The organism is Micromonospora sp. NPDC049047 (assembly GCF_040649135.1).
Lineage (GTDB): Bacteria > Actinomycetota > Actinomycetes > Mycobacteriales > Micromonosporaceae > Micromonospora.
Map to the genome: position 1 here is coordinate 201,480 of NZ_JBEZEY010000007.1, position 16,629 is coordinate 218,108.

General features: G+C 71.7%; 15 protein-coding genes. 10 read left to right on the forward strand and 5 right to left on the reverse strand.

Annotated elements, in window-relative coordinates; all coding sequences use genetic code 11:
- Nucleotides 1-167: 167 nt before the first annotated feature.
- Both msrA and AB0B86_RS14265 read right to left on the reverse strand, forming a co-directional pair.
- Nucleotides 168-830 carry a peptide-methionine (S)-S-oxide reductase MsrA gene (msrA, locus tag AB0B86_RS14260; RefSeq protein ID WP_357403502.1) on the reverse strand — a complete coding sequence of 221 codons (663 nt, stop codon included), beginning with the start codon at nucleotides 828-830 and terminating at the stop codon, nucleotides 168-170.
- 75 nt (nucleotides 831-905) lie between these two features.
- Nucleotides 906-1,328: an HIT family protein gene (locus AB0B86_RS14265; protein WP_357403499.1), complete on the reverse strand. Its 423-nt coding sequence runs from the start codon at nucleotides 1,326-1,328 to the stop codon at nucleotides 906-908.
- 227 nt (nucleotides 1,329-1,555) lie between these two features.
- Between AB0B86_RS14265 and AB0B86_RS14270 the strand changes: the two genes are divergently transcribed.
- From AB0B86_RS14270 to ilvA, 4 genes are all read left to right on the forward strand, one after another.
- Nucleotides 1,556-2,605, forward strand: a complete 1,050-nt coding sequence (locus AB0B86_RS14270) for a hypothetical protein (protein WP_357403496.1) — start codon at nucleotides 1,556-1,558, stop codon at nucleotides 2,603-2,605.
- Nucleotides 2,606-2,718: 113 nt separating this feature from the next.
- On the forward strand, nucleotides 2,719-3,861 hold the full coding sequence (locus AB0B86_RS14275; protein WP_357403494.1) for a cystathionine gamma-synthase: 1,143 nt from the start codon (nucleotides 2,719-2,721) through the stop codon (nucleotides 3,859-3,861).
- A 12-nt stretch (nucleotides 3,862-3,873) separates the two neighbouring features.
- A complete protein-coding gene (locus tag AB0B86_RS14280; protein ID WP_357403492.1) occupies nucleotides 3,874-5,292 on the forward strand; it encodes an amidase in 1,419 nt (472 codons plus the stop codon).
- 134 nt (nucleotides 5,293-5,426) lie between these two features.
- The gene (gene ilvA, locus AB0B86_RS14285) at nucleotides 5,427-6,647 is read left to right on the forward strand and encodes a threonine ammonia-lyase (RefSeq protein WP_357403491.1); all 1,221 of its coding nucleotides are present in this window, start codon (nucleotides 5,427-5,429) and stop codon (nucleotides 6,645-6,647) included.
- A 59-nt stretch (nucleotides 6,648-6,706) separates the two neighbouring features.
- Here the strand turns inward: ilvA and greA are convergent, their stop codons facing one another.
- Together greA and AB0B86_RS14295 are read right to left on the reverse strand one after the other, a co-directional pair.
- Nucleotides 6,707-7,204, reverse strand: a complete 498-nt coding sequence (greA, locus tag AB0B86_RS14290) for a transcription elongation factor GreA (protein WP_357403490.1) — start codon at nucleotides 7,202-7,204, stop codon at nucleotides 6,707-6,709.
- A gap of 156 nt (nucleotides 7,205-7,360) precedes the next feature.
- Nucleotides 7,361-7,801, reverse strand: coding sequence for a DUF4307 domain-containing protein (locus AB0B86_RS14295; protein WP_357403751.1), 441 nt, complete (start codon nucleotides 7,799-7,801; stop codon nucleotides 7,361-7,363).
- 202 nt (nucleotides 7,802-8,003) lie between these two features.
- Here AB0B86_RS14295 and mca point away from each other — a divergent pair, with 202 nt between their 5' ends.
- The 6 genes from mca to purE all read left to right on the forward strand — a co-directional run bounded on the left by mca (nucleotide 8,004) and on the right by purE (nucleotide 15,938).
- Entirely contained in the window at nucleotides 8,004-8,885 is an 882-nt protein-coding gene (gene mca / locus AB0B86_RS14300) for a mycothiol conjugate amidase Mca (RefSeq protein ID WP_357403488.1), read from the forward strand.
- A 47-nt stretch (nucleotides 8,886-8,932) separates the two neighbouring features.
- Nucleotides 8,933-9,226, forward strand: coding sequence for a hypothetical protein (locus AB0B86_RS14305; RefSeq protein ID WP_357403486.1), 294 nt, complete (start codon nucleotides 8,933-8,935; stop codon nucleotides 9,224-9,226).
- Nucleotides 9,227-9,404: 178 nt separating this feature from the next.
- Entirely contained in the window at nucleotides 9,405-11,936 is a 2,532-nt protein-coding gene (locus tag AB0B86_RS14310) for a bifunctional diguanylate cyclase/phosphodiesterase (RefSeq protein ID WP_357403483.1), read from the forward strand.
- A gap of 93 nt (nucleotides 11,937-12,029) precedes the next feature.
- Nucleotides 12,030-14,123, forward strand: coding sequence for a thioredoxin domain-containing protein (locus tag AB0B86_RS14315; RefSeq protein WP_357418070.1), 2,094 nt, complete (start codon nucleotides 12,030-12,032; stop codon nucleotides 14,121-14,123).
- 121 nt (nucleotides 14,124-14,244) lie between these two features.
- Complete coding sequence (locus AB0B86_RS14320) at nucleotides 14,245-15,420, forward strand: 5-(carboxyamino)imidazole ribonucleotide synthase (protein ID WP_357403478.1); 1,176 nt, start codon at nucleotides 14,245-14,247, stop codon at nucleotides 15,418-15,420.
- Nucleotides 15,421-15,446: 26 nt separating this feature from the next.
- Entirely contained in the window at nucleotides 15,447-15,938 is a 492-nt protein-coding gene (purE, locus tag AB0B86_RS14325; protein WP_357403749.1) for a 5-(carboxyamino)imidazole ribonucleotide mutase, read from the forward strand.
- Nucleotides 15,939-16,007: 69 nt separating this feature from the next.
- On the opposite strand, the gene AB0B86_RS14330 is transcribed toward purE, so the two are convergent.
- Entirely contained in the window at nucleotides 16,008-16,523 is a 516-nt protein-coding gene (locus AB0B86_RS14330; RefSeq protein ID WP_357418072.1) for a hypothetical protein, read from the reverse strand.
- Between the last annotated feature and the right edge of the window lie 106 nt (nucleotides 16,524-16,629).

Here is a 16,629-nt window from a genome sequence, read left to right on the forward strand (position 1 = left end):
CCTCACGAGTCCGATTGCTATACAAGTCTGGACCACCTCCTTTCACGTGTACGGCCACGTTATCGAGTTCTCGTCGGGCTCGGCAACGGATTTCGATCACAGGGCCGAACGGGAATGCCCGGCCACCTCACCGGTGACCGGGCAGTACGCGGGTGCGGGTGTGGTGGTCAGCCGGCGACGCGGGCCACGCCGACGGGGCAGCTCAGCCCGTTCGGGCCGTGGTTGCAGTACCCGTTCGGGTTCTTGGTCGGTGCCAGGTACTGCTGGTGGTAGTCCTCTGCGAAGTAGTAGCTGCCGAGTGGAGCGATCTCGGTGGTGATCTCACCCTTGCCGGCCCGCTTCACGATCGGCTGGAACGCGTCGCGGGACGACTCCGCGATGGTCCGCTGCTCGTCGGTGGTCGTGTAGATCGCCGACCGGTACTGGGTGCCCACGTCGTTGCCCTGGCGCATGCCCTGGGTCGGGTCGTGGTTCTCCCAGAAGACCTTCAGCAGATCCTCGTAATTGATCTTGCTGGGGTCGTACACCACCTGGACGACCTCGGCGTGCCCGGTCCGGCCGGAACACGTCTCCTCGTACGTCGGGTTCTTGGTGATGCCACCCGCATAGCCGGCGGAGGTGGTGTAGACACCCGGAAGCGTCCAGAACAGCCGCTCGGCGCCCCAGAAACAGCCCATGCCGAAGACCGCTACCTGCAGGCCCTCCGGGAACGGGCCCTTCAGCGGGGTGCCCAGCACCTCGTGGCGGTCCGCGACCGGCATGGCGATCGGCCGGCCCGGCAGGGCCTGGTCGGGCGAAACCATCTCAGCGTTCATACGGCGCAAAAACACGTGGGGATCTCCTCTCGTACCTCTCCCAGCGTGTAACACCGGTGGGTCCACCTTCCTTACCCGTGCCCGTGTGAGTCAGGCCCCGCCCGGAAGTGCGGCGGCCACCCGGTCCGCGTGGCTCTGGGCCTCGGCGTCGTCCTGGTAGCGGGTGCGCGGCCAGAAGAAGCCACGCAGTCCGTCGCCCTTGGTCCGTGGCACGACGTGGGTGTGCAGGTGGGGCACCGACTGGGACACCTTGTTGTTCATCGCCACAAACGTCCCACCGGCCCCCAGGCCGGTCTCCACTGCCACTGCCACGCGCTGGACCAGCGCGAAGTAGCCGGGCAGTAGGTCCGCCGGCAACTCGGCAAGCGTCACCAGGTGGACGCGCGGCACCACGAGCACATGCCCCATGAACACTGGCCGGGTGTCCAGGAACGCCACCCCGTCCGGGGTGTCGGCGACCCGGAACGCCGGCACCTCACCCGCCACGATTCCGCAGAACACGCACCCACTCATCGGCCCAGGCTATGCCCGGCGGGCGGACCGGTAGCGGTGCCCCCCAGGCGCGCGCCGACTGTGATAGTCATAGACGGGTCTGGATAAGTAAACGGGGGAGACGTGCTGTCGCGGCCGGTGCCGCCCGGCCGAGGCGCGCTGCCGCCCGCACGCCGACCAGACACCTCGCTGCGACCCGGCGATCCCGGCCGTCGGGGTCGCCCGTCGACACTCCGAAAGGACGCACCTTGCGCATCAGAAGAGGCCCGACCGTGGCGCTGGCCGCCCTGACCGTCGGGCTGCTGACCGCAGTGATCCCCGCCCCCGCCCAGGCGGCCCCCGCGCAGACGGCCACCCCGCTGTCGCTGCCGGGGGCGGCCGATGTGGTGTCGGCCGGTGACCGGGTCTTCGTCAGCGGTGGCCGCTCCTCGACCGACGTCCTGGTGACAAGCGCGACGGGCACTGTGGTCGGCGCCCTGTCCGGGCTGCCCGGCCCCACCGATCTGCTGCTCAGCGCCGACCGGCAGACCCTCTACGTGGCGCTGCCCAGCGCCAACGCCATCGCCGCCTTCGACACCGGATCGCTTGTCGAGTCGGCCCGGTACGACACCGGCGCGGGGGAGTGCCCGTCGTCGCTCGCGTTGACCGGGCGGTATCTGTGGTTCGGCTACGGCTGCGACCAGTGGGGCGGCAACATCGGCCGGATCGACCTCGGCCGCCAACCGGCCCGGGTCACCACCGGCGTGGCCACCGGCCAGGACTTCTACGACGCCCCGCTGCTGACCGCCGCGAGCCAGAACCGCGCGGTGCTGCTGGCCGGGCAGCCCGGATTGAGCCCCGCGTCGGTGTACGCCTACGAGATCGGCACCGGCGGCACACTGAGCGCACCCCGGACCAACGCCTTCATGGCGGTCGGCAGCAACCTGCGCGACGTCGCGCTCGACCCCACCGGCACCACGGTGTTCACCGCCTCCGGTGCCCCGTACGAGGTGCAGGCGTTCCCGTTCGCCGACATCAGCACCCCATCGGCGACCTATCCCACCGGCGCGTACCCGAATGCGGTCGAGGTGTCCCGCGACGGCACCAGGATCGCCGGCGGAGCGGACGCCTCCTATGACCCGGACGTCTTCGTCTTCCAGGCCGACGGCACCGAGCTGGCCCACTTCGAGCTGGGCGACGAGCTCAGCCCGGGTGCGCTGGCCTGGGCGCCCAACGGCACCCGGGTCTACGCGGTCTCCTACGACTGGACCGGCACCCGCCCGGTCACCCTGCACGTCCTGCCCGTTCCGGCCGGCTGACCGGCCCGCCGACGGATGGTCGGCGGGCGCGGGGCCGGGCCTGCGGGTCCGGCCCCGCCCAGGAGCGCGGGTTCCGTTCCAGCCGTCTCCGCCGGGGCACTAGCCTCACCAGAATGACCCACGGCTTCGACACACTCGCGATCCACGCCGGTCAGGACCCCGAGGCGCGGACCGGCGCCGTGATCCCACCCATCTACCAGACCAGCACGTACGCCCAGGACGCCGTCGGGGCGCCCCGGCTCGGCTACGAGTACAGCCGCTCCGGCAACCCGACCCGGGATGCGCTCCAGGAGTGCCTGGCAGCGCTTGAGGGTGGGCCGGTGGGGCTCGCCTTCGCCAGTGGTCTGGCGGCGGAGGACGCCCTGCTGCGCACCGTCTGCCAGCCGGGCGACCACGTGGTGATCCCGGACGACGCCTACGGCGGCACGTACCGGCTCTTCGCCCGGGTCGCCCAGCGCTGGGGTCTGGAGTTCACCCCGGCGAAGGTCTCGGACCCGGCGGCGATCCGGGCGGCGGTGCGGCCCGGTCGCACGAAGATCGTCTGGCTGGAGACGCCGACCAACCCGCTACTGGGCATCGCCGACATCGCCGCCCTGGCCGCCGTGGCGCACGACGCGGGCGCGCTGCTGGTGGTGGACAACACCTTCGCCTCGCCGTACCTGCAACAGCCGATCGCGCTCGGCGCGGACGTCGTGGTGCACTCCACCACCAAGTACATCGGCGGGCACTCCGACGTGGTGGGTGGTGCGCTCGTCGTCGCGGACGCCGCGCTCGGGGAAGAACTGCGGTACCACCAGAACGCGATGGGCGCGATCAACGGTCCGTTCGACGCCTGGCTCACCCTGCGTGGCATCAAGACCCTCGGGGTACGCATGGACCGGCACTGCGACAACGCCGAACGGCTCGCCGCGTACCTCGACGGGCACGCCGAGGTGGCGCAGGTGCTCTATCCCGGGCTGCCGTCGCACCCCGGTCACGAGGTCGCCGCCAAGCAGATGCGCAGGTTCGGCGGCATGATCTCGTTCCGTGCCGCCGGTGGTGAGGAGCACGCAGTGGACATCTGCAACCGCACCAGGCTCTTCGTGCTCGCCGAGTCGCTGGGGGGCGTGGAATCCCTGATCGAACACCCGGGTCGGATGACACACGCAAGTGCTGCCGGCTCGCCGCTTGAAGTTCCCGGCGATCTCGTGCGACTGTCTGTCGGCATCGAGACGGTCGACGACCTACTCGCCGATCTGGAGCAGGCGCTGGGCTGACCGCTGGGGAGGATGGCCGTGCAGGACATCATGGCGACCTGGGTCGGGGCGACCGCCAAACAGATCGCCCGGGGCGTACGCCGAGGTGACGTGTCGGCCACCCAGGTGGTGGCCGACCACCTCGAGTACATCTCCCGCGCCGACGGTGAGCTGGCCGCGTTCCGGGCCGTCCGCGGCGGCGAGGCGATCACCGAGGCGGAGAAGGTCGACGAGCAGGAGGACCTGGCAAACCTGCCGCTGGCCGGGGTGCCGGTGGCGGTCAAGGAGAACACTCCGGTCGCCGGCCTGCCCACCTGGAACGGGTCTGCGGCGGCCCGTGGCGACGTCGCGGAGGCCGACCACGAGGTGGTACGCCGGTTACGCGGTGCCGGTGCGGTGATCCTCGGGGTGACCCGGATGCCGGAGTTGGGGCTGTGGGCGGTCACCGACGACGACAACGCGGTGACCCGCAATCCCTGGGACAGCACGCGTACCCCCGGTGGGTCCTCCGGTGGCGCGGCCGCCGCGGTGGCCGCCGGGCTGGTGCCGATCGCGCACGGCAACGACGGTCTCGGCTCGATCCGGATCCCGGCGGCCTGTTGTGGGCTGGTCGGGCTCAAACCGGGTCGGGGCGTGATCCCCTGCCAGCTCGGCGCCGACGACTGGTTCGGCCTCACCGAGCACGGCATGCTGACCAGCACTGTCGCCGACGCGGCGGTGGGCTTCTCGGTGCTCGCCGGCCGGCGTCCCGAGAAGCTGGTCCCGCCGCAGCGGCTGCGGGTGGGTGTCTCGCTGCGTTCCCCGGTGCGGGGTGTCGCGCCGGACGCACCCAACCGCGATGCGGTCGCCGCCGCAGGTCGGTTGCTGGCCGCAGCCGGGCACGACACCGTGCCGGCCGATCCGGTCTACCCCACCGCGCTGGGCTTGCAGGGCATCGCCACCTGGCTCGCCGCCGCCGCCACCGACGTGCGGGCCGCCGGGTTGGACCGCCGGGGTCTGCAACGACGTACCCGGCGGCACGTCGCGTTGGGCGAGTGGGCGCAGCGTCGCGGCTACGTGCGGGAGGCGGACCGGGCCGCGTGGCGGCAACGGTCTGTCGACTTCTTCACCGACCACTCGGTCGACCTGCTGCTCACCCCGGCGCTGGCCACTGCACCGCCAGAGGCGGCCCGCTGGTCCGACCGGTCCTGGCGGACGAACATGACGACCAACATCAGGTACGCCCCGTACGCCGCTCCGTGGAACATCGCCGGTCTGCCGGCGATCGTGGTGCCGGTCGGGCGTCGCCCGGACGGTCTGCCGGTCGCCGTGCAGCTCGTCGGTCCGCCGGGATCGGAGCTGCTGCTGCTCGGTGTGGCCGGCCAGTTCGAGATGGCCGCACCGTGGGCGCGGCACGCCCCCGGCTACCCCCGGGTCGGTCTCGGGGCCCCGGAGGTCCAGTCCCAGGGCTGATCCACTCCGGTCCGCTCCACCCCGGGCCGCGAAACGCGCTGTCGAGGCCCGGTCGCAGCGACGTCGAGCGGATCAACGTCGTCCACGCCGGTGTCGCCGCAGAGGGCTCCGGGGCCGGGTGGCACGATCGGGGCATGACGGAACTGGTCGGTCTCGACGACGTGCGGGCGGCACGGGAACTGCTGGCCGGGGTCATCCGGACCACCCCGCTGGAGCCCTCCCGTCCGCTCAGCGCGGCACTTGGCGGGCCGACCTGGCTCAAGTGCGAGAACGTGCAGCGGGCCGGCTCGTACAAGGTGCGCGGCGCGTACGTGCGGATCTCCCGGCTGTCGGCGGCGGAGCGGGAGCGCGGCGTGGTCGCGGCCAGCGCGGGCAACCACGCGCAGGGCGTGGCCCTCGCGGCGGGCCTGGTCGGTACGCACGCCACAGTCTTCATGCCGGTCAACGCGCCGCTGCCGAAGGTGGCCGCCACCAAGGGGTACGGCGCGCAGGTCGAGTTCGCCGGTAACACCGTCGACGAGTCACTTGTCGCCGCGCACACCTACGCCGAGCGCACCGGAGCGGTGCTGATCCACCCGTTCGACCACCCGGACGTGATCGCCGGTCAGGGCACCGTGGCACTGGAGATCCTCGAACAGTGCCCGGAGGTGAAGACGATCATCACGGGGGTCGGCGGCGGCGGCCTCATCTCAGGCATGGCGGTCGCCGCGAAGGCGTTGCGACCGGACGTCCGGATCATCGGCGTCCAGGCGGCCGGTGCGGCGGCGTTCCCTCCCTCGCTGGTGGCCGGGGAGCCGGTCCGGCTGCCGGCGTTCTTCACGATCGCCGACGGCATCGCTGTCGGTCGGCCGGGCGAGATCACCTTCAACCACGTGCGCAAACTGGTCGACGAGATCGTCACGGTCTCCGAGGAGGACATCTCCCGGGCGCTGTTGATGTTGCTGGAGCGCGGTAAGCAGGTGGTCGAACCGGCCGGGGCGGTCGCCGTCGCCGCGCTGCTGGCCGGCGCGGTAGAGGTGGAGACGCCGGTGGTCGCGGTGCTCTCCGGCGGCAACATCGACCCGCTGCTGATGCTCCGGGTGATCGAGCACGGGCTGGCCGCCGCGGGTCGCTACCTGCGGGTGACGGTGCGCTGCTCGGACCGGCCGGGGCAGCTGGCGTCGCTGCTCAGTCAGATCGCCGAGCACCGGGCCAACGTGGTGGACGTGGAGCACCAGCGCGCCAACCCGCACCTCAGCCTCGGCGAGGTGGAGGTGGCGCTGTCGGTGGAGACCCGGGGTGTGGAGCACTCGGACACCTTGATCAGCGCCCTGCGGGCCAGCGGCTACCAGGTGGTCTTCGCCGCCGAGGCGTGACACCGGTGGGTGCCACGCCTCGGGGCGGTGCGTCTGGGCCTGCGGTGGAGCCGGCGACGTCAGCCGGAGAAGGGCTCGAAGCTGACCACTGTCACCTTGATGTCGGCCCCGCTGGGTGCCGTGTAGGTGCAGGTCTGCCCGGGGCGCCCGCCCAGGATCGCCTTGCCGAGCGCCGACTCGGGGCTGTAGACGGTCAGGTCGGTGGTGGCCGCGATCTCCCGCGAGCCGAGCAGGAAGGTCTCGGTGTCGTCGGTGTCGTCGTCGAAGTAGATCGTCACGACCATGCCGGGCGACACCGCGTCCGCGGTCGGCGCCGTGCCGACCTTCGCGGTGCGCAGCAACTCCTGCAGGTAGCGGATGCGTCCCTCAGCCTTGCCCTGCTCCTCGCGGGCGGCGTGGTAGCCACCGTTCTCCCGCAGGTCGCCCTCCTCGCGCCGGGCGTTGATCTCGGCGGCGATCGCCGGACGGTTGGCGATGTGCTCGTCGAGCTCGGCCTGGAGGCGGTCGTGCGCGTCCTGCGACAGCCAGGTGGCGGGCGCCTCGTTGCCAGTGGACACAGGCGTTCTCCTCAGTTGTGCGTGGCTGGCTGACAGGTGAACTACCAAGTTACCAGTGCGGTACGACACAGCGTGTCGGCCATCACCGCCGGTGCCCGGATCCGACACCCCTGGTAAGCGCCCGCCGAGGCTCGTCGCGGCGGCTGTCGTAGCAGCTCAGACCGGTTGCCGACAGCGCAGGACCTCGCCGATGAACGGACGCGCCGTGGTGGTCAGGCGGTGCCGGGTGGTGACGTGCCGGTCGCCGGGCTGGGCGGTGACGGTGATCTCGTCACGGGCCACCTCGGCACCCGCGCGGTCCCGGGCGCGCAGCACGCAGACCGCCGAACCGCCCTTCGGCACGGTTACCCGAAAGTCGACAAACACCTGGTTGTCCGTGATGTCGGTGTAAGTGATCACGTGGGCGTCGTAGACCGGATCGCCGTACTGACGGTAGAGCCGCACCGAGATCAGGGTGAGCGCCGCCACGAGCGCCAGCAGCACCAGCGCGGTGAGCACGTTGCGACGACGCTCGCCGCCAGGTGCCCGGCGGTGGCCGTAGCGTCCGGCGGGAAAAACCGGAGCGCCGGATGAAATTGTGGCGGGCGTCTCAGTCACCGGCGGGTATCTCCTGGCGTTGTTGTCGGCGGCATCGGCAAGAATGACAGAGTCCATCCTCCCACCCCGTCCAGCGGCAGGAATGGCAGGTCATGCCCTGCGGTGCAGGCCGGCGACAGGGTGCGGTGGGCGAGGATCCCGGCAGGTCAGCCGGTCGAGCCCGGTCGGGTCCACCGGCTGGCACAGACGAGGAGCGCCAACGTTGGCAGAGCAGCTGCGACTCATGGCCGTGCACGCGCACCCCGACGACGAGTCGAGCAAGGGTGCGGCGACCATGGCCAAGTACGTCGCCGAGGGCGTGGACGTCCTGGTCGTGACGTGCACCGGCGGAGAGCGCGGCAGCGTGCTCAACCCCAAGCTCGACCGTCCCGACGTCTGGGCCAACATCGGCGAGATCCGCCGCGCGGAGATGGACGCCGCCCGGACGATCCTCGGCGTCGAGCAGGCCTGGCTCGGCTTCGTCGACTCCGGGCTGCCCGAGGGTGACCCGCTGCCGCCGCTGCCCGAGGGCTGTTTCGCCCTGCAGGACGTCGAGGTGGCCGCCGGCCCACTGGTGCGGCTGATGCGCGAGTTCCGTCCGCACGTGGTGACCACGTACGACGAGGAGGGTGGCTACCCGCACCCGGACCACATCATGTGCCACAAGGTGAGCGTTGCCGCATTCGAGGCCGCCGGTGACCCGGAGCGCTACCCGGAGCTGGGCACGCCCTGGCAGCCGCTGAAGCTCTACTACGACATCGGCTTCTCCAAGGCCAAGATCATGGCGCTGCACGAGGGCATGCTGGCCGCGGGCAAGGAGTCGCCCTACGAAGAGTGGATCAAGCGCTGGGAGGACCGGCCCGACAAGGGGCCGCGGATCACCACGCGGGTGGAGTGCGCCGAGTTCTTCCCCGTCCGCGACGACGCGCTGCGCGCCCACGCCACCCAGGTCGACCCGGACGGCTTCTGGTTCCACGTGCCGATGGAGTTGCAGCGCCGCGCCTGGCCAACCGAGGACTTCGAGCTGGCTCGATCGATGGTCGACAGCCCGCTGCCCGAGTCCGACCTCTTCGCGGGGGTGCGGGAGACGGCGCACGCACGCTGATTCCGGCGGAGCTACCCTGATTACCAACCGCACATCGGAGGAACGCCATGCTGACCGCTGCCCAGGTGCTCGCGGAGAACAACTTCGGAGACACCCGCACGGGTGGTCTGGCCGGGCCGATGGGCCTCTTCCTCATCCTGCTGCTGGCCGCCGCGACCATCCTGCTGATCCGCAACATGAACTCTCGGCTGCGCCGCCTGCCGGACCGGTTCCCGCAGCAGGCGAGGCCGGCCGATCCGACCAGGGCCGACGCTTCAGTCGTCGATCCGACAGACGGGACCGGAGGGCGTGATTCATCCACTGCCGGTCCCAATGGGCACCAGCAGCACCGGAACGGGTAGCCAGCGCGTGAATCACGCCGAACCGGGTGGTCGCCCCCTGTTGCGACCACCCGGTTTGGCTTAGCCTTCCGCCGGGGGACCAAAAGTCCCCGAGCCGTGTGCGGGAGGGGGCGTCGATGACCAGCACAGCACCGGCCGCCCGCCGTATCGTCGGTCGGTCGACTGACGGGGGAGGTCGATGACCTCCGGTCCGGCCGGCGACCCGTTCGACCGGCTCGGGGTGCGGGGCACACCGGGCCGCCTGCTCGTGCTCACCGCCGCCGTCACACTGACCGCCCTTGTCGCCGCCGCGGTCGGGTTGGCCCTTCCCGCCCGGCTGCCGGCCGACGACCCGCTCGGCGGGCCGGCCCGCTTCGGCATCGCGGTCGCCGTTGTCGCCCTCGCCCAACTCGCTCGGCTACGGTTCCGCTCGGCCGCGGGCATGGTCAGCATCACCTGGGGCGAGGCGGCGTTGATCGTCTGCCTGCACCTGACGCCGGCCGGCTGGCTGCCGTCCGCCACGCTACTCGGCACCGGCCTGGCCTGGACGATGCTCTCGCTGCACACCGACCGCCGTCCGGTCCTGGAGATCGTCCGGATCGCCGCGTCGCTGGCCGCCGCGACGGCACTGGCCGTCTCGGTGACCACCGCGCTCGGGCGACCGTTGCTCGCCGCGCCCACCCCGATGCTGGCGTTGGCGGTGATCGCCGGGTCGGTGACCTACCTCCTGGTGACCGCCTGGCTGGGCGGGGTGACGCTGGGCCTGCGGCACGGGCTGCCGATCGGGCCGCCGTTGCTCGCCGCGCTGCGCGGCAAGCTGCTGATGTTCGTCGGCAACGTCGCGGTCGGCCTCGTGGTCGTCGCCCTGCTGGAAATCGACCCACGGTGGTTGCTGTTGCTGCCGCCGCTGTTGTGGCTGCTGCAGCAGACCTACCGCTACCGGCTGCGCTCCGATCAGGAGCACCGCACCTGGCGGGCGTTCGCCGAGGCCACCGCGGCCCTCAACCAGCTCGACGAACGGGGTGTGGCAAGTGCCGCGGTCACCGGGGCGCTGACGCTGTTCAACGCCGAGCTCGTGGACGTCGACGTGGCGCGGACCGACGGCCGCTGGCACCGGTACCGGGGAGACGCCACCGGCCAGTTCGTCGACCGGGAGACGGACCCACCAGACCGGGCCGAGCCGGACGAACACGAGCTGAGCCGGGAACTGTCGGTGGGTGCCGCTCCGGTCGGTCGGCTGCGGGTCCGGTTCCCCCGCTCCGCCCCGCCCAACGCCCGGGAACGCGACGCGGTGGCCGCGTTCGGTGACGCGCTCGCCGCCGCGCTGCACGACGCCGCTACCCACCGGGAGCTGCGGCTGGTCACCGCCCGTTCGTCGTACGAGGCGGTGCACGACCCGCTCACCGGGCTGGCGAACCGGGCGGCGATGCTCGGCAAGGGCGATCAGTCGCTGCGGCAACTCGCGCACGATCACCCGGTGGCGCTGCTGCTGCTGGACATCAACCAGTTCAAGGAAGTGAACGACACCCTCGGTCACGCCGCCGGCGACCAACTGCTGCGACTGACCGCCAACCGGCTCAACGCGCTGGCCCGCCCCGGCGACCTGCTCGGCCGCCTCGGCGGCGACGAGTTCGCGCTGCTGCTCACCGCGGTGCCGGTGCTCGGCGACCGGGCCGCCCCGATGGCCCACGCCCTGCGTCAGGCCCGCGAGATCGCCGAACGACTTGCCGCGCCGACCGAGGTGGCCGGCGTCCGGATGTCGATCGAGGTCTCCGTCGGGGTGGTGGTGGCCGACGCCGGCACCGCAGACCTGACCGAGCTGCTGCGCCGGGCCGACATCGCCATGTACCAGGCCAAGGAGGGCGGCGGCAACGTCGCCGCGTACGACGGCACCCGCGACGCGGCCAGCACCGATCAGCTGGCCCTGCTTGCCGAGCTACGCGAGGCGTTGAAGGTCGACGACCAACTGGTGCTGGCGTTGCAACCGGCTGTCGACCTGGCCACCGGCGCACCCACCGGGGTGGAGGCGCTGATCCGCTGGCATCATCCGCGGCGCGGATGGCTGAACCCGGCCGATTTCATCCGCCCTGTGGAAAACAGCGAGCAGCTCGGCACCTTCACCCGCTACGTGCTGGACAAGGCCCTCGGCGTGGCCGCCGGCTGGGCCCGGGAGGGCCTCGACGTCCCGATCTCGGTCAACCTGTCGGCGCGCAGCCTGCTCGACCCCCGGTTACCGGCGGAGATCGCCGAGGCGTTGCGCCGCCATCAGGTGCCACCGCGCCGGCTGGTTCTGGAGATCACCGAGACGGTGGTGATGAGCGAGCTGGAGATCATCGACGAGGTGCTGGCCACGCTCCGGTCGATGGGTGTGCAGCTCGCCGTCGACGATTTCGGCACCGGCTTCTCGTCGCTCACCTTCCTCACCCGGATCACTGTGGACGAGCTGAAGGTGGATCGCTCGTTCGTGATCCGGATGGCGGACTCACCGGAGGCCGCCGCGATCGTCCGGACGACAGTGGGGCTCGCCCACGAGCTGGGGCTGCGGGTGGTCGCCGAAGGGGTGGAGACCGCCGAGCAGCGGCTGGCCCTGGCCGAGCTTGGTTGCACCTCCGCGCAGGGCTACCACTTCTTCAAGCCGATGCCAGCCGACAAGATCGGTGCGGTGCTCGGGTCGCTGCGCGACTCGGCCGAGTCGAACGTTTTCCGGCTGCGCGCCGACGGCGCCTCCTGACCGTTGCCGGTCCGGCCCCTGCCGTGGGCCACCGGGTAGCGGACGTCCGGTGGAGCCCGCGCGGTGCGCGCCGGGGCTGGTTATGGTCGTGACGTGAACCGACTCGTCGACGCCACCAGCCCGTACCTGCTTCAGCACGCCGACAACCCGGTCGACTGGTGGCCCTGGTCGGAGGAGGCGTTCGCCGAGGCGAAGCGGCGCGACGTTCCGGTGCTCATCTCGGTTGGGTATTCGAGTTGTCACTGGTGTCACGTGATGGCCCACGAGTCGTTCGAGAACGAGCAGGTCGCAGCCCTGCTGAACGACAACTTCGTATCGATCAAGGTGGATCGCGAGGAGCGCCCGGACGTGGACGCGGTCTACATGACCGCGACCCAGGCGATGACCGGCCAGGGCGGCTGGCCGATGACCGTCTTCGCCGCCCCCGACGGCACCCCATTCTTCTGCGGCACCTACTTTCCGCGACCGAACTTCGTCCAGTTGCTCCAGTCGGTCACCACCGCCTGGCGGGAGCAGCGCGAGGAGGTGCTGCGCCAGGGCGCCGCGGTGGTCGAGGCGATCGGCGGCGCGCAGGCAGTGGGTGGCCCCACCGCCCCGCTTGACGCGCCGCTGCTCGATGCCGCGGCCGGCCGGCTGGCCGTCGAGTACGACGCGACGAACGGCGGCTTCGGCGGCGCCCCGAAGTTCCCACCACACATGAACCTGCTCTTCCTGCTGCGCCACCACCAGCGCACCGGCGACCCACGCAGCCTGGAGATCACCCGCCACACCGCCGAGGCGATGGCCCGTGGTGGCATCTACGACCAGCTCGCCGGCGGCTTCGCTCGCTACTCGGTGGACGCGCACTGGACGGTGCCGCACTTCGAGAAGATGCTCTACGACAACGCGCTGCTGCTGCGGCTCTACACCCAGCTGTGGCGGCTCACCGGTGATCCGCTGGCCCGCCGGGTGGCCCGGGACACCGCCCGGTTCCTCGCCGACGAGCTGCACCGGCCGGGGGAGGGTTTCGCGTCCGCGTTGGACGCCGACACCGAGGGCGTCGAGGGGCTCACCTACGCCTGGACACCCGCACAGCTGGTGGAGGCGCTGGGCGAGGAGGACGGCCGGTTCGCCGCCGACCTGTTCACGGTGACCGACGAGGGCACCTTCGCCCTCCATTCCCTCTCCGGGCGGCAAGGCGGCACTCCGGACGGAAAAGAGGGCGTCGACCACGGCATGAGCGTGCTCAGGCTGGCCCGGGACGTCGACGACGCCGCCCCCGAGGTCCGGGCCCGCTGGCAGCAGGTGGTCGGACAGCTGCTCACGGTCCGCGACACCCGCCCCCAGCCGGCCCGCGACGACAAGGTGGTGGCTGCCTGGAACGGCCTGGCGATCACCGCCATCGTCGAGTTCCTCCAGGTGGCCGCGTTGTACGCGGCTCCGCAGGACGAGGACTTCAACCTGATGGAGGGCGTGACGATCGTCGCCGACGGGGCGATGCGGGACGCCGCCGAGCACCTGGCCACCGTGCACCTGGTGGACGGCCGGCTGCGCCGGGTCTCCCGGGACGGCAAGGTCGGCGAGCCGGCCGGCGTCCTGGAGGACTACGGCTGTGTGGCCGAGGCGTTCTGCGCGCTGCACCAGCTCACCGGCGAGGGACGCTGGCTCACGCTCGCCGGCGAGCTGCTGGACACCGCGTTGGCGCACTTCGCCGCCCCCGGTGGCACCTTCCACGACACCGCCGACGACGCCGAACGGCTGGTGGCCCGGCCCGCCGACCCGACCGACAACGCCACCCCGTCCGGCCGGTCGGCGTTGATCGCCGCTCTGGTGGCGTACTCGGCGCTGACCGGTGAGACCCGCTACCGGGAGGCCGCCGAGGCGGCGCTCGCCACTGTCGCGCCGATCGTCGGGCAGCACCCCCGGTTCACCGGGTACGCGGCAATGGTCGGCGAGGCGCTGCTCTCCGGGCCGTACGAGATCGCGGTGGTGACCGACGACCCGGCGGGGGACCCCCTGGTGGCCGCGGCCCGCCGGCACGCCCCGCCCGGTGCGGTGGTCGTCGCCGGGCAACCGGACCAGCCGGGGGTGCCGCTGCTCGCGGACCGCCCGTTTGTCGACGCGCGGTCCGCCGCGTACGTCTGCCGGGGGTTCGTCTGCCAGCGGCCTGTCACTTCCGTCGAGGAGTTGGTCGCCGAGCTGGGCTGAGCGCATGGCCACTGCCGGTAGTTGCTCGCGCGCCGGGCACCGGCGTGGCCAGGCCGGTCGACGACGTGGTCGCCGGCCCTCCGGGTAGGCCGGTCGGCGGCCCGGATAGGCTGGCCGCGCTATGGATTCCCGTACCGGTCTGCCTGTTGTCGGCATGGTGGGTGGCGGCCAGTTGGCCCGGATGACCCACCAGGCCGCGATCGCCCTCGGCCAGTCACTGCGTGTGCTCGCCAGCGCCCCCGACGACGGCGCGGCGCTTGTCGCCGCCGACGTCCAGCTCGGTGCCCACACCGACCTGGCCGCGCTGCGCACCTTCGCCAAGGGCTGCGACGTCGTCACCTTCGATCACGAGCACGTGCCCTCGGAGCACATCCGGACGCTGGCGGCGGAAGGGGTGACCCTCTACCCGCCGGCGGACGCGCTGCTGCACGCCCAGGACAAGCAGGTGATGCGGGAACGCCTGACCGAGCTGGGCGCGCCCAACCCGGCGTGGCGGCCGGTTGGTGAGCCCGCGGACCTTGTCGGTTTCGGCGAGCAGGTCGGCTGGCCGGTGGTGCTCAAGGCGGCGCGCGGCGGCTACGACGGCCGGGGCGTCTGGATGGTCGACGACGCCACCCAGGCCACCGAGCTGGCGGCCACGCTGCTGGCCGGCGGCACCCGGCTGATCGTCGAGGAGCGGGTGCCGTTGCGCCGGGAGTTGGCAGTGCAGGTCGCCCGGTCGCCGTTCGGTCAGGTGGCCGCGTACCCGGTGGTGGAGACGGTGCAGTCCGACGGCATCAACGTGGAGGTGCTGGCCCCGGCGCCCGGCCTGGACGAGGAGTTGGCGCTCGCCGCCCAGCAACTCGCCATCGACCTGGCCACCGCGCTCGGCGTGATCGGCCTGCTGGCCGTGGAGCTGTTCGAGGTGCGCGACGAGGCCGGTCGCCCCGCGATCGTGGTGAACGAGCTGGCGATGCGCCCGCACAACTCCGGGCACTGGACCATCGAGGGCGCCCGGACCTCGCAGTTCGAGCAACACCTGCGGGCGGTGCTGGACTACCCGATGGGCGACACCGGGCTCACCGCGCCGGTGGTGGTGATGGCGAACGTGCTCGGCGGCGAGCCGGGCGGCATCTCGATCGACGAGCGGTTGCACCACCTCTTCGCCGCCGAGCCCGGCGCCAAGGTGCATCTCTACGGCAAGCAGGTACGGCCCGGCCGGAAGATCGGGCACGTCACGGTGCTCGGCGACGACCTGGACGACGTACGGGCGCGCGCCGCGCGGGCCGCCCGCTGGCTGCGCGAGGGGCGGGAGTGACTGCCCCGGTGGAGAAGGAGACCACGGTGACCACTGTCGGGTTGATCATGGGCAGCGACTCGGACTGGCCAACCATGCGGGCCGCCGCCGAGGTGCTTGACGATTTCGGCGTGGCGTACGAGGTGCGGGTGATCTCGGCGCACCGCACTCCGGTCGCAATGATCGAGTACGGTCGGGCCGCCGCGGACCGGGGCCTTCAGGTGATTATCGCTGGGGCTGGGGGCGCTGCCGCGCTGCCGGGCATGGTCGCCTCGGTGACGCCGCTGCCGGTGATCGGCGTGCCGGTGCCCCTGAAGCACCTCGACGGCATGGACTCGCTGCTGTCCATCGTGCAGATGCCGGCCGGGATCCCGGTCGCCACCGTGTCGATCGGCAACGCCCGCAACGCCGGCCTGCTCGCCGTGCGAATCCTCGGTGCCTCCGACGAGGGGTTGCGCGCCAGGATGGCGGCCTACCAGCAGGACCTGGAGAAGCTTGTCGCGGAGAAGGAAGCCGCCCTCCAGGCGAGCCTCAGGTAACGCACCGGTCCGGCGCTCACCCCGGCTCGAGGGCTGTGGCCGGCGGAGACAGTCGGGCACATGCCCCGTCTAGCTGCGCCGCACCGGTATCTGCGGTGGGTGGAAGCGCCGGTGCACCACCGGGACGAACAGCAGAATCAGCGTGACGATCGCCGCAGCTACTACCAGAGGCGGCGCCAGCGCGTCGCCAACGCGAACCCAGGCCGGCGCCGATGCGTGCTGCGGCTGGCTGCTGAAGGAGCCCGGATCGTTGACGACAGTCAGGCCGCCGCAGAGCGCGTACGGAGTGGCCAGGATGCAGGTCGTCACATGGGCCCACCTGCGGCCGCGCAGGAGGCCCACCATGCACAGCAGCAAGCCAGCCACGCTCAGCGCGCACACCGCCAAGGTCACCTGGATGACGACCTGGATGCCGAGATCCACCGCGCCGTTCCGGTTGGCGGCCTCATCGGGGCGCACGTAGAACAGCGCGTCGTAGTTCGTCAGGTCGTAGCAGATAGTCGCGGCGCTGAGCGTGAGGGCGAGTGCCAGCAGCCCGACCGCCGCCGCCGGCGTGCGCAGCGGCCACCGCGATATCGAGGTCACGGTAGGTCGCGTCGGTCAGCAGCGCCCGCAAAGATCACTCGGCGGACCCTACCCAACCGGGCCCTGAGCCGCGCCCACTCACCCTGCGTCGGCACCCACCCCGCCG

Coding starts and splice junctions, on each gene's coding strand:
- AB0B86_RS14265 (WP_357403499.1), bottom strand. CDS start 1,328: ATGAGTGGGTGCGTGTTCTGCGGAATCGTGGCGGGTGAGGTGCCGGCG.
- AB0B86_RS14275 (WP_357403494.1), top strand. CDS start 2,719: ATGACCCACGGCTTCGACACACTCGCGATCCACGCCGGTCAGGACCCC.
- AB0B86_RS14280 (WP_357403492.1), top strand. CDS start 3,874: ATGGCCGTGCAGGACATCATGGCGACCTGGGTCGGGGCGACCGCCAAA.
- ilvA (WP_357403491.1), top strand. CDS start 5,427: ATGACGGAACTGGTCGGTCTCGACGACGTGCGGGCGGCACGGGAACTG.
- AB0B86_RS14305 (WP_357403486.1), top strand. CDS start 8,933: ATGCTGACCGCTGCCCAGGTGCTCGCGGAGAACAACTTCGGAGACACC.
- AB0B86_RS14310 (WP_357403483.1), top strand. CDS start 9,405: ATGACCTCCGGTCCGGCCGGCGACCCGTTCGACCGGCTCGGGGTGCGG.
- AB0B86_RS14320 (WP_357403478.1), top strand. CDS start 14,245: ATGGATTCCCGTACCGGTCTGCCTGTTGTCGGCATGGTGGGTGGCGGC.